Source organism: Amycolatopsis sp. TRM77291, from assembly GCF_054166285.1.
Genome location: NZ_JBSZHF010000001.1, coordinates 7,770,004 through 7,782,707 on the forward strand (window position 1 = coordinate 7,770,004; position 12,704 = coordinate 7,782,707).

Below are 12,704 nucleotides of genomic sequence, written 5' to 3' on the forward strand. Positions count from 1 at the left end.
GGTCGGCGTGGACATCAAGTGAAGCGTTGGCGGGAGGTGAGCCACCACCGTCGAACGGAGGGTGTTCGCCCCGTCACGCGGGCCCCCAGGCGGACGTGTCCGACATCACGTGCTAGGTGTTGAAAGGAAACATCGACGAGGTCAGCGGCGATGCGCTGAACACACGATCGGCGGCGTGTTGCACCACCTAGCCGTGGTCCGGGCGGTGCGAGCGTGCACACTGACGGGTCGAGAGGCGGCGCGAAGGCGCCGAAGATGAGCGGAGAGCAGGACAGCGTGGCAGGAGCACGGACGAAGAAGACCGCGGCGTCGGACGACGGCGCGGGCCGTCGTCGGCTGGTGATCGTCGAGTCGCCGACCAAGGCCCGCAAGATCGCCCCGTACCTCGGCGGTAACTACGTCGTGGAGTCCTCCGTCGGACACATCCGCGACCTCCCTCGCGGCGCGGCCGACGTCCCCGCCCAGTACAAGGGCGAGTCGTGGGCGCGGCTGGGGGTCGACGTCGACAACGACTTCAAGGCGCTCTACGTCGTCACGCCGGACAAGAAGTCCAAGGTCACGGAGCTGAAGGGCCTGCTGAAGGACGTCGACGAGCTCTACCTCGCCACGGACCCCGACCGCGAGGGCGAAGCCATCGCGTGGCATCTGCTGGAGACCCTCAAACCGAAGGTCCCGGTGCGCCGGATGGTCTTCCACGAGGTCACCGAGCAGGCGATTCGCGCCGCGGCCGACAGCACCCGCGAACTCGACGGCGACCTGGTCGACGCGCAGGAGACCCGCCGCATCCTGGACCGGCTCTACGGCTACGAGGTCTCGCCCGTGCTGTGGAAGAAGGTCATGCCGAAGCTTTCGGCGGGCCGCGTGCAGTCCGTCGCGACCAGGATCGTGGTCGAGCGGGAGCGCGAGCGCATGCGCTTCACCTCGGCGTCGTACTGGGACATCTCCGCCACGATGGACGCGGGCGCCGACGCGTCGCCGCGCAACTTCCCGGCCAGGATGATCGCCGTCGACGGCGCGCGCCTGGCCACCGGCCGTGACTTCGGTTCCGACGGTCAGCTCAAAGCTTCGAACAACGAAATCCGCGTGCTGGCCGAGGCCGACGCGGTCCGGCTGGCCGAGGCGCTGAAGAACCGAGACTTCAAGGTCGCGAGCGTCGAGGAGAAGCCGTACACGCGCAAGCCATACGCGCCTTTCATGACCTCGACCCTGCAGCAGGAGGCGGGCCGCAAGCTGCGGTTCACCTCCGAGCGCACCATGCGGATCGCGCAGAAGCTGTACGAGAACGGGTACATCACTTATATGCGTACCGACTCCACGACGCTGTCGGAGTCGGCGATCTCGGCGGCGCGCAGCCAGGCGACGCAGCTGTACGGCAAGGAGTACGTCTCGCCGTCGCCGCGCCAGTACACCCGCAAGGTGAAGAACGCGCAGGAGGCCCACGAGGCGATCCGTCCTTCGGGTGAGGTCTTCCGCACGCCGGGCCAGGTCGCGAAGGATCTGGACACCGACGAGTACCGCCTCTACGAGATGATCTGGCAGCGCACGATCGCGTCGCAGATGGCGGACGCGAAGGGCACCACGATGTCGGTGCGCATCGTCGGCACCGCCACCAGCGGCGAGGAGGTCACGTTCGCCTCGTCGGGCCGCACGATCACCTTCGCCGGGTTCCTCAAGGCGTACGTCGAGGCCGTCGACACCGAGAGCGGTGGCGAGGCGGACGACAAGCAGAGCCGTCTCCCGCAGCTGGTCAAGGACCAGGCGCTGACCGCGACCGAGCTGAGCCCGGACGGGCACACCACGTCGCCGCCGGCGCGCTACTCGGAGCCGAGCCTGGTCAGCAAGCTCGAAGAGCTGGGCATCGGCCGCCCGTCGACGTACGCGTCGATCATCAAGACCATCCAGGACCGCGGCTACGTGTGGAAGAAGGGTTCCGCGCTGGTGCCGTCCTGGGTCGCGTTCGCCGTGATCGGCCTGATGGAGCGGCACTTCGAGCGGCTGGTCGACTACGACTTCACCGCCGGTATGGAGGACGAGCTCGACCGCATCGCCGCCGGCGACGAGCACCGCACGCAGTGGCTGTCGAAGTTCTACTTCGGTGGCGACATGGGCGTCGACGGTTCGGTCGGCCGTCTCGGCGGGCTGAAGAAGCTGGTCGGCTCGGGTGTCGAGGACATCGACGCCCGCGAGATCAACTCGATCCCCCTGTTCACCGACGCCGACGGGCACACCGTGGTCGTGCGTGTCGGCCGCTACGGCCCGTACCTCGAGCGCGAGGTCGACGGGACGTCGCAGCGGGCGAACCTGCCCGAGGACCTGCCGCCGGACGAGCTGACCAAGGAGATCGCGGAGAAGCTGTTCGCGACGCCGCAGGAAGGCCGCGTTCTCGGAAAGGACCCGGTCAGCGGGCACGAGATCGTGGCGAAGGAAGGCCGCTTCGGCCCGTACGTCACCGAGCTCCTGCCCGAGCCGGAGCCGCTGCCCGAAGGCGCGACAACCGCGCAGAAGAAGGCCGCCAAGGCGAAGCAGCCGAAGCCGCGGACGGGCTCGCTGTTCAAGTCGATGTCGATCGAGACGATGACCCTCGAAGACGCGCTGAAGCTGCTCTCGCTGCCGCGCGTGGTCGGCAAGGACCCGGAATCCGGCGACGAGATCACCGCGCAGAACGGGCGCTACGGGCCGTACCTGAAGAAGGGCACGGACTCACGTTCGCTCACGACCGAGGACCAGCTGTTCTCGATCACGCTCGAAGAGGCGCTGAAGATCTACTCGGAGCCGAAGCAGCGTGGCCGGTCCGCGACCGCGAAGCCGCCGCTCAAGGAACTGGGCGACGACCCGGTGTCCGGTAAGCCGATGGTGGTCAAGGACGGCCGCTTCGGTCCGTACGTGACCGATGGCGAGTACAACGCGACGCTGCGGAAGTCCGACAGCATCGAGGAGTTGACCGCCGAGCGCGCCGCCGAACTGCTGGCGGAGAAGCGCGCGAAGGGGCCGGCGCCCAAGCGCAAGGCTCCGGCGCGGAAGACGGCGGCGTCGAAGACGACGGCCACCAAGACGACCGCGGCCAAGAAGACCGCCGCGACCAAGACGGCAGCTAGCAAGTCGACGGGGACCAAGACCGCGGCGGCGAAGAAGCCCTCGACACGCTCGACGGCCACGAAGACGAAGTAGTTCCCTGAGCGCGTTATGAACGGGCCGTTCCTTGCGAATCTCGCAGGGAACGGCCCGTTCGTCGCTCGTCAGGAGCGAAGGTCCGCCCAGAAGCCGCATCGGTGATCGGCCGCATGCGCGACCGGACGGATCGCGTCCGGCGCGAGCGACAGCACGACGTCCCGATCCCAGCGGGGTGACCCTGGCGAGTTCGGGTCACCCGTGCGCATGAAGGTGGTCCAGTACGTGATCATCTGCTCCGAAAGGCGTCGCTGCGCCTCGTCCAGCGACTTTTCGACGCCGCTGAGTTCGAACAGATAGACCAGATCGAGGGCGTGCGCCGCGCCGTGGGGCACGGTGGGCACGTCGTTGCCGTTGACATCGGGCGCGTTCTTGTCGTCGAACTCGTAGGAGTGCACCGGAGTGCGCCGTGAAAGCAGCCTGTTCCCCTCGGCCGTCGGGCAGGCCCATGACCGGTCCGTGGTCACGGTCGCCCAGGCCAAAGCGGGCGAAAGGTAGTTCCGCGACGGGTATTCGGCCGCGACCTCGTCCGCGTGCTCGCCGAACGTCTTGCGCAGGAACTCCTGATAGCGCTCCTCGGTGATCGGCTTCAGCTTCTCGACACCGGCGATGAACGCGCGCATCTCGTCGTGCGTGCCGCCCGAAAGCACCGGCACGCGGTGGAAAGCGCCCTGTCGCACGGCTTTCGCGGGGTCGAGCGGGAGCAGCGGGGTCCCGTAGGTCAGGTGATTGGCGAAGGACTGGTGGTCCTTCAGCAGATCCGCGGCCGGAAGACGACGCAGGCAGCCGAGCGCGTCCGGGCCCTCGCAGCCGTGGCTCGCGGCCATCGCGGCGCCGTCGGCTTCGGTCTTGGCGAGCGGCGAGTACGGGGTCTGCGCGGGCTGATTCGGGATGAGACCGCCGGGAGGCCAGTCCAGCAGGCACGAGCCGGACATGATCGCGGCCTTGTGGAACAGGCCTGCCGCGGCGGGCGAGGTGAGCAGTGCGCAGGTGCTCATCCCGCCCGCGGACTGCCCCGCCAGCGTGACGTTCCGCGGGTCGCCGCCGAACGCGGCGATGTTGCGCTGGGTCCAGCGCAGCGCGGAAAGCTGGTCCATGAGCCCGAAATCGCCGGAACCCGCGAGACCGGGAAGGCCGAAGTAGCCGAAGACGCCGAGCCGGTAGTTCGTCGTCACCACGACGACGTCGCCCTGGTCCGCCAGCCGCTGCGCGCCGTAGAGGCTGCCCGCGTCCATCGTGTAACCGCCGCCGTGCAACCAGGCGAGCACCGGCAGGCGACGGCTCCCCGCGTCACGCGGCACGGTGACGTTCAGGAAGAGACAGTCCTCGGCGCTGTCCGGCAGATACTGGGTGCAGGCGGGGCCGGGTTTCGCCGCGTCGGCGACGTCCTTCCACGGTTCCGGCGGGCGCGGCGGCTTCCAGCGGTCCTCACCGACGGGTGGCGCGGCGAACCGGATCCCGTTGAACGTCCTGGTCGGGCCGGATTCCACGCCGCGGACCAAGCCGGCGTCGGTGCGCACGACGAGCGGGTCCGCGGGGGCGGCGATCGTGAGGAGACCGGTGACGATGGCCAGCAGGAGATGCATGAGCGGTCCTTTCAGGAGGCGGCGAGGCGGCGCCACCGCCCGACGCGGCGGAAATAGGGGTGTTGCAGAACCTGCACGGCGACGAACGCGACGCCGTCGACCGGCAAGCGTGTGCGCCAGCAGGATCCGCCCGGCGGCGTCGGCGAATCGGAGATCGCCAGCACGAAGATCGCGAGCAGCACCACACCCCACTGCCGCATCACGGGATCACCGCCTTCGGGTCGCGAGATCGAAGAGGGTCACCAGTTCGGCCGCGTAGGTGGTGAGGTCCGGCTCCGGCGTTCCGGCGAGCAGGAACACCGGGCCCTCCACCGAACGCCGGATCGTCGTCGCCATCACGTGGACGTCGAACTCGCGGAACTCGCCCGACTCCTGGCCCCAGCGCAGGATGCGTTCGACCGGTTCCAGCGCCGCCCGCTCGTTCGCGGGGTCGTAGTCGAGGGCGCCGCCGAGGAAGATGTTCAGCAACGCGCGCATCCGGGTCGGCTGCGCGGCGGCGAACTCGAGGTTCGCCTCCAGGTACGTCCGCAGTGCCTCGCTCGCGGACGCGGGCTCGCTCATCCGCTCGGCCATGAACGCGCCGATCTCACGGAAGACGTCTTCGAGGACCGTGCGGACGAGTTCCTCCTTGTTCGCGAAGTGATACGAGATGAGTCCGGTGCTCGACAGATTCGCCTGCTTCGCGATCCGGGCGAACGACGCGCGGGTGTAGCCGAGCTCGGCGATCGTCTCGATGGCCGCGGCCACGATCTGTGCGCGTCTCGCACTCTCGGTGAACGTCTTCGCTTTTGCTTGCATGAGCAAAAAATAGCTCAGCCGAGCAAAACCGGCGACCGGAAACCGCTCACCGACCGCTCGCCGAACGACCTCACCCGTTCGAACAAAAGTTCTAAAAATTGTCGGTACCAGGGTGTTCAATGGTCAGGTGAGCACTTCAACGACCGCTGTCTTCGACGTCATCGACGAGGTCATCGCCCCGCTGGCCGCCGAGGTTCCGGAGCGTCCCTCGGTGATGGAGTTCTACGACCCGGAGCTCGCCGTGCCGCCGGTGCTGGCCGACGAGGAGCCGACTCCAGGGCTCACCCTGGCCGAGGAGGTGGAGCAGTACACCCGGTTCGTGAGCGGGATGGCGACCATCGGGCTGGCCCCCGGCGGTGAGGTCACGCCCGAGGCCGTCGGGCTGTATCGCGCGCTGCGCGGCGGGTTCATCCGCGGCGTGGTGACCGGCGTGTTCCCGTCGCGCGCGGAGCCGTGGGAGGTGCGGTTCTTCGGCGACGAGGACTACACGACGGTGCTGAACAAGCTCGGCAAGCGGGCGCGGCTGCGCTCCGGTTTCCTCAGCGCGCTGCCGGGCTGGGTGTTCGACGGGCTGCCCGACCATCCGCCCGGCACCGGCGAGACCGTGCGCATCGAGACGGACGCGGGCGGGCTGATCCCGGTGCGGGCGCGCGATGCCGTCGAGGTGATCCGCGAGGGGGCTTCGCGGCCGCGGCACGGCACGGTCCTCGTCGATCTCGCGGTGCGGAACGCCATCCTCGCCGAGTATCCGCACGGCGCGTTCGGCCTGGTGGACAACGACCTCGGCCGGTACCAGTTCAGCGCGGCGATGGACACCGACGGCCGCTGGACGCTCACCTGGGGCCCGGCCAGCCGGTCGACGGCCGAGCAATGGATCGTGAAGGCGGTGCAGAACCATGCGTGAACCGGCGACCGTGAAGGAACTGATGAGGCGCGCCGCCGAGCCGGTGCTGCGCGCCGTGCCCGAGCGGCGGAGCGTGTACCTGGGCTACGACCCGGAGATCACCGACGACGAGATCCGCCGACTGTGCCCGTCCTACGACGGGCCGGCGGATCTCGTCACCCAGGCCGAGCGGTACGCGGCCAAGGCGGCGATGCTCGAAGAGGCCGGGCTGATGGAGAACGGCGAGATCCATCCCGCCGCCGTCCGGATGCACGGCGTGATGCTGCGGGGTTCGGTGCGAGGCGTCCTCACCGGCGTCTTCGCGTCCGCGCCCCGTTCGGTACGCGTCGATTGCTACGGCGACGGGCAGCAGGCGGTCGTCTGGCGGATGAGGTCGGGGCGGCGGACCACGTTCAGCCTGAGCGATTTCGGCGAGCTGGGCGCCCGTGTCTTCGGCGGGCTGCCACACGTTCCCGCCGGTGAGACCGAGCCGATGCGCATCAGGATCGACGAGCACGGCGTGCCGTTGCCCGGCCAGGACGAGGAGGTCGGCCTGGCCGCCGACACGCTGAGCCGTCCGCGGACCGGCACGGCGATCCTCGACCTGGTCGCCTTCGGCGGGCTGAACGCCGAGTATCCGGACTACGGCTTCGTGATCGTCGACAACGATCTGGGGAGGTTCGTGTTGTACGCCGCCCCTTCCGAAGGGTGGCTGATGTTCGGTGGAATGGACCGCCGGGCACTGGCGGGCTGGCTGCACGAGGCGGTGGACATGAGCCGTACATAGTGCCGCTGGCGCCTTGAGCGATGAACGACTGGGGAGGGCGGGCATGGACCTGGACCGGCGCGCGGCCGACGCGTGGTTCCGGCGGCGAGGGCTGCCGATGGTCATCCACCGGCGGAGGCGTGGGGCGGCCATGTTGCGCCGGTCCACGCCAGGGCTGGTGTTCCTGTGCCTGCTCGACCTCCTCCTTGCCGGGCTGCTGAAGCTGCTCGACGTCCCCGAGGACGTGCTCGCGGCCAGGATGCGCAGCAGCGGCGTCGGTTACGTCCTCGGCGTGCTGGCGCTGACGTTCGCCGTGGTCGTGGTGCCGGTGATCGCGGGCCGCCTGATGGCGAAGCTGCTCCGCGTGCTCAGCCGCACCAGGGTCCGGTTGGCCGTCATGGCGGTGACGATCGGCTTCTGGTTGTTCGTGCTGCCGCTCGGCGAGCGGTTCACCGGGCTGGTGGCCTGGGACAACCCGCTGTGGGTCGCCGTGCTCGCCAACCTCGCCGCGCTGGGCGTGCTGATGCTGCTGGTCCGGATCGGCGTCGGTTCGATCCTGACCTGGGCGGCGCGGAGCGCGGTCGCGCAGGTCAGAGCCATCGGAACGCTGGCTTCGCGGGCGTTGCCGCTGCTCCTGCTGGTGGTGATGTTCAGCTTCTTCACCGCAGAGCTGTGGCAAGCGGTGGAACGGCTGACGCCCGGCCGGTTGTGGCTGGTGGCCGGCTTCCTCGTGCTGATCGGCGCGGTGTTCCTGGCGTCGATGCTGTCGGACGAGATCAAGGAGCTGAAGTCCTGGACCGTGGAACCCGGGGCGGCCGTCCTGCGCGGCACGCCGTTCGACGACGACACGCCTCCGCCGGAGCGGCGCGCCCTGACGAAGACCGAGCGCCTGAACATCGCCTTGGTGCTGTTCTTCGCCCAAGCCGTGCAGATCGTGGCGTTCGGGGTGCTGGTGTTCGCCTTCTTCGTCGTGTTCGGGGTGCTGATCCTCAGCCCCGAGGTCGTGACCGAGTTCGCCGGCCGTGAATCGGCGCCCGGAACACTGTTGGGTGTCCCCCTTCCGGTCAGTTCCGCGCTCGTCAACGTCTCCGTCTTCCTCGCCGTCTTCTCCGGTCTGTATTTCGCCGCATCGACCGCGACGGATGCCCGGTACCGGCGTTCTTTCTTCGAACCTTTGCTGGAGGATGTGAAGATCAGCCTCGCGGCGCGTGACATTTATCTGGCCCATTGGGCGGATGTGCGGCGGGCCGAGGTGGTTACCCTGGAAGCAGAGGACATTCCGTAGTGAGGTGGTCACCATGAGCGGGAAGGGCGAGACTCCCTTCTTCGATGCCCCCGACTTCGTGAAAGGCGACGGCACTCAGGCAGATCCTCCAGGCGACAGGTTCGCCGACCCGCTGTCCGGGCTGGTCACGACGGCCCCGGCGTCCCCTCCGGCGGGAGCCGACGACGTCCACGTGCAGGTGCCGGGACCGGTGCAGCCCGACCCCGAAGTCGTGAGCCGGATGGTCAACGCGGCCATGCTCGCGGACGAGCGGCCCGCCGAAAACCCGGGCCCCGAGCAGACCGCCGCGCAGCCGCCCGCGAGGGTCGTCAGCACGGTCGGTGAGCAGGGCGCTGCGCCGATCGGGATCCTGCCCCAGCAACGCACCTGGCCGTCGAGGCCTTCCCAGCTGATCCGTACGCCCCGGCGGGTGAAGCAGGAAGAGCCGGTCGATGTCGACGAAGAAGCCGAAGTCGAAGTACGGCGGGCAAAGCGCTCCATGCAGATGCCGCGGCTCGGTAAACCGTCGTCGAACACGGCAGGCGTCATGATCGCGATCGCCCTCATGATCATCTTCGCGATCCTGGCCATCCAGCTGCTGGCCAGCCTGTTCAACAGCATCGCGGGGATCTTCGGGTAACCCGTCCGGCGGATAGCGCCGGACGGGGCCGTCCGTCCAGACGTCACCCATCGGGATACCCTGGCCCTACGGTCGGGGTACCCGGTGTTGACCCGGGTCGCACCCCGGCGCCGCATGACTAGTGGGGTGGGCGTATCAGCGAGGGCGTGCGGTCGGTGCCCGAAGCGGGCACGGGTGATTCGGCGGGGCGTGAGGCTTCCACCATGCACCGGGTGCGGCGGGTGCTGGCGATCAAGCCGTTCCGCCGGATCTGGGGTGTCTCCTACCTGTGCAGCGTCGCGGACTGGCTGAACCTCCTGACGCTGACCGGCCTGGTCACTAAGCTGACCGACAACTACGCCGCGCAGAACTTCGCGTTCGTCGGGGTCGTGCTGACCTCGCTGCTGCCAGGGCTGCTGTTCGCCCCGCTCGGCGGGCTGCTCGCCGACCGGTTCGACCGGCGCAAGGTGATGGTGCTGTGCGACCTCGGCCGGTGCGGCTTCCTGTTGTCGATCGCGTTCGTCGGCACGCCGTGGTGGGTGTTCGTCGGCAACTTCCTGGTCGGCTGCTGCTCGATGATGTGGATCCCGTCGAAGGACGCGGCGGTGCCGAACCTGCTGCGCCGTCCGGACCAGGTCGAGACCGCCAACCAGCTCGGCATGGTGATGACCTACGGCCTCGCGGTGATCACCGCGGCCGGGGCCAACGCCGTGCTCACCGGTAGCAACACGACGTTCCACTTCTTCCAGGGCGACGCCCAGCTCGGTATCGCCAAGGTCGCCGTCGTCATCACCGGCCTGCTGTACCTGACCAGCGCGATCGTGATCGCGACCCGGATCCCCGAGCTGTCGCTGCGCAACGTCCACGCGGTCGAGAAGCCCAAGATCAAGGCAGCCGACGAGGAGAAGTTCGGCTTCCGGCAGATGATCGCCGACGGCGCCCGTTTCGTGCGGACGACGCCGCTGGTGCGCGGGCTGATGATCGGCGCGTTCGGCGCCTTCGCCGCCGGTGGCGCGGTGATCGGTTCGGCCAAGCCGTACTCGTCCAGCCTGCTCGCCGGTGACGCGGCGTTCAACCTGCTCGTCCTCGCCGTCTTCCTCGGGCTCGCCACCGGGATGGCGGTGGCCCCGAAGCTCGCGCGGCGGCTCGCCCACGACCGGCTGTTCGGGATCTCGATCGTCGCCGCGGGCCTGTGCCTCGTCGTGGTGGCGCTGTCGCCGCATCTCGCCGTTTCGCTGGTCGCGGTCGCCGCGGTCGGGGTCTGGGCCGGGACGGCGTTCCTGACCGGTGTCACGATCATCGGTTCGCGGATCGAGGACTCCATCCGCGGCCGGATCAACGCGATCTACCAGTCGCTGATGAAGATCGTGCTGTTCGGCTCGACGGTGCTCGTGCCCGTGCTGATCAGCCTGGTGCAGCCGACCGCGATCTCCGTGTGGGGGAGCACGATCACGATCGACGGGACGCGGCCGGTGATGATCGGCGGCGGCGTCCTCGCGCTGCTCGCCGGCATCTTCGCGTACCGGCAGATGGACGACCGGCGCGCCGAGCCGATCCTCGCCGACCTCCGCAACGCCCTGCGCCGCAGCCCGCGTCGTGTGAACGGGCTGCTGATCGCGCTGGAGGGGACGCGGGCGATCAACACCGAGACGCAGGCCGCGCGGCTGGCCGAATGGCTGCGCGCCGGTACGCGTCCGGTCGTGCTGGCCGCCGACCCGGCGCTGGACGATCAGCGGCTCGCGAAACTCGTCTCCGGTGCTTCGCTGTCCGGTGCGCGGGCGCAGGCGCTGGCCGCCGCCGCGGTGCGGGCGGACATCGTCGAACGGGACATCCAGCCGGCGCTCGACGCCGGGTCCGTCGTGGTGATGGAACGGTTCGTGGACTCGCCGCTGGCGCATCTGTCCGCGGTCGCCGGGCTGGACAGCCAGGAGCTCGAAGGGCTCGCCGACTGGGCGACCGGCCGGCTGCGGCCCGACATCACCATCCTGCTCGACGCCGATCCCGGCACGGTGATGCGGAAGTCCGCGTCGCTGGACGCGCAGTGGCGGGTGCAGCATCTGCTCACGGAGATGGCCGCCGCCGACCCGGACCGGTACGTCGTGGTCGACGCGGAGGGCACTGAGGACGAGGTGAGCGAGCGGGTGCGGACCGCGATCCGCGCGGTGCTCGTCGGCAGGCTCGCCGGGCTCGCGCCGGCGGAGGAAAAGGTCGAGGTGAGATGACGGAAGCCCCTGCGCTGATCGGTGTCTGGAAGCAGCTCGTCGGCCAGGAGCCCGCCGCGCGCACGCTTTCCACGGCGTCGGCCGCGGCCGCGCGGATCGTCGAGAACCAGCCCGTCGCGCCCGGCGCGATGACCCACGCCTGGCTGGTCACCGGCCCGCCGGGTTCGGGGCGGTCGACGGCCGCGCGGGTCTTCGCGGCGGCGTTGCAGTGCAGCACCGGCACCGGCTGTGGCGAATGCCCCGGCTGCCGCACCGTGCTGGCCGGGACGCACGCGGACGTCAAACTCGTCGTGCCGGAAGGCCTTTCGATCTCCGTCGCGGAAATGCGTTCGCTGGTGCAGGCCGCCGCCCGCCGCCCGACCACCGGGAAGTGGCAGGTGGTGATCATCGAGGACTCCGACAGGCTGACCGAAGGCGCGTCGAACGCGTTGCTGAAGGCCGTCGAGGAGCCGCCGGACCGCACGGTGTTCCTGCTGTGCGCGCCGTCGGATCACCCGGACGACGTGTCGGTGACGATCCGCTCGCGGTGTCGTCTGGTCACGTTGCGGACGCCGCCGCCGGAGGCGATCGCTCAGGTGCTGATGGAGCGGGACGGCATCGATCCCGAGCGCGCGCGGTGGGCCGCGTCCGTCTCGAGTGGACATGTCGGCCGCGCGCGGCGGCTCGCCACCGACGAGGCGGCCCGGCAGCGGCGGGCGACCGTGCTGCGGATCCCGCTCGGCCTGCGGCGTCCGTCCGATGTGTTCACTTGCGCCGATCAGCTGATCAGCGCCGCGGAGGCCGACGCGGGCGAGGAGAGCAAGGTCCGCGACGAGGCCGAGCGTTCCGAACTCCGCACCGCGATGGGCGGCGACGGGATCGGGAAGGGCGTCGCCGGGGCGAAACGAGCCGCCGAGGCCGCCGTGAAGCAGCTCGAGAAGCGCCAGAAGTCCCGCGCGACCCGAACCCAGCGGGACACCCTCGACCTCGCGCTGGTGGACCTGGCCGCGTTCTACCGGGACGTGCTCGTGACCGCCAGCGGCGCGGGCGCGACGCTGAACCACCCCGACCACGCTTCGGAGATCGCGCAGGCCGCCTCCGCCTGGGCGCCGGACTCGATCCTGCGGCGGCTCGAAGCCGTCCTGGAATGCCGCGAGGCCATCGACCTGAACGTGAAGCCGAGGATCGCGGTCGAAGCCATGGTCACCACCCTGCGCCAAGGCTGATCGGCGCTTCACTCACCACCCCAGCCCCCCACCCGTCCCAGGGGGGCGACCCCGAGTCCAGTCTACCGGGGGTGGAGGGGGAAAAGGGCTGGTCGCGGGAGTTGTCCACAGGTGGGGGTGGTTGTGGACAACTGCTGTGGGTAAGTGAAGGCGGTTCGGGTTCGGTGGGGTGTCCCCAATGTCGCATTGGAGA

General features: G+C 69.5%; 10 protein-coding genes. 7 read left to right on the plus strand and 3 right to left on the minus strand.

The window, feature by feature from the left end; genetic code table 11:
• The first annotated feature begins 255 nt into the window (after positions 1 to 255).
• A complete protein-coding gene (gene topA / locus ACXIZN_RS36410; protein WP_457959407.1) occupies positions 256 to 3,168 on the plus strand; it encodes a type I DNA topoisomerase in 2,913 nt (970 codons plus the stop codon).
• A gap of 68 nt (positions 3,169 to 3,236) precedes the next feature.
• Here topA and ACXIZN_RS36415 read toward each other — a convergent pair whose 3' ends face one another.
• Genes ACXIZN_RS36415 through ACXIZN_RS36425 form a run of 3 tightly spaced genes read right to left on the minus strand, consistent with a single transcriptional unit; the run spans position 3,237 to position 5,552 of the window.
• Complete coding sequence (locus ACXIZN_RS36415; RefSeq protein ID WP_457959408.1) at positions 3,237 to 4,754, minus strand: carboxylesterase/lipase family protein; 1,518 nt, start codon at positions 4,752 to 4,754, stop codon at positions 3,237 to 3,239.
• A gap of 11 nt (positions 4,755 to 4,765) precedes the next feature.
• Positions 4,766 to 4,957, minus strand: a complete 192-nt coding sequence (locus ACXIZN_RS36420; RefSeq protein WP_457959409.1) for a hypothetical protein — start codon at positions 4,955 to 4,957, stop codon at positions 4,766 to 4,768.
• Positions 4,958 to 4,961: 4 nt separating this feature from the next.
• Complete coding sequence (locus ACXIZN_RS36425) at positions 4,962 to 5,552, minus strand: TetR/AcrR family transcriptional regulator (RefSeq protein ID WP_457959410.1); 591 nt, start codon at positions 5,550 to 5,552, stop codon at positions 4,962 to 4,964.
• 112 nt (positions 5,553 to 5,664) lie between these two features.
• On the opposite strand from ACXIZN_RS36425, the gene ACXIZN_RS36430 reads away from it, so the two are divergent.
• The 6 genes from ACXIZN_RS36430 to ACXIZN_RS36455 all read left to right on the plus strand — a co-directional run bounded on the left by ACXIZN_RS36430 (position 5,665) and on the right by ACXIZN_RS36455 (position 12,511).
• Positions 5,665 to 6,456 (plus strand): ESX secretion-associated protein EspG, encoded by a 792-nt coding sequence (locus tag ACXIZN_RS36430; RefSeq protein ID WP_457959411.1) that lies wholly within the window; start codon positions 5,665 to 5,667, stop codon positions 6,454 to 6,456.
• On the plus strand, positions 6,449 to 7,222 hold the full coding sequence (locus ACXIZN_RS36435; RefSeq protein ID WP_457959412.1) for an ESX secretion-associated protein EspG: 774 nt from the start codon (positions 6,449 to 6,451) through the stop codon (positions 7,220 to 7,222). Before ACXIZN_RS36430 ends, ACXIZN_RS36435 begins: the two co-directional genes overlap by 8 nt.
• Before the next feature lie 43 nt (positions 7,223 to 7,265).
• Positions 7,266 to 8,486 carry a hypothetical protein gene (locus ACXIZN_RS36440; RefSeq protein ID WP_257483200.1) on the plus strand — a complete coding sequence of 407 codons (1,221 nt, stop codon included), beginning with the start codon at positions 7,266 to 7,268 and terminating at the stop codon, positions 8,484 to 8,486.
• 13 nt (positions 8,487 to 8,499) lie between these two features.
• Positions 8,500 to 9,105: a hypothetical protein gene (locus tag ACXIZN_RS36445; RefSeq protein WP_457959413.1), complete on the plus strand. Its 606-nt coding sequence runs from the start codon at positions 8,500 to 8,502 to the stop codon at positions 9,103 to 9,105.
• Between the two features lie 146 nt (positions 9,106 to 9,251).
• Positions 9,252 to 11,306 (plus strand): bifunctional MFS transporter/dTMP kinase, encoded by a 2,055-nt coding sequence (locus tag ACXIZN_RS36450; protein WP_457959414.1) that lies wholly within the window; start codon positions 9,252 to 9,254, stop codon positions 11,304 to 11,306.
• Positions 11,303 to 12,511 carry a DNA polymerase III subunit delta' gene (locus ACXIZN_RS36455; protein WP_126730112.1) on the plus strand — a complete coding sequence of 403 codons (1,209 nt, stop codon included), beginning with the start codon at positions 11,303 to 11,305 and terminating at the stop codon, positions 12,509 to 12,511. Before ACXIZN_RS36450 ends, ACXIZN_RS36455 begins: the two co-directional genes overlap by 4 nt.
• The last annotated feature ends 193 nt before the right edge of the window (positions 12,512 to 12,704 follow it).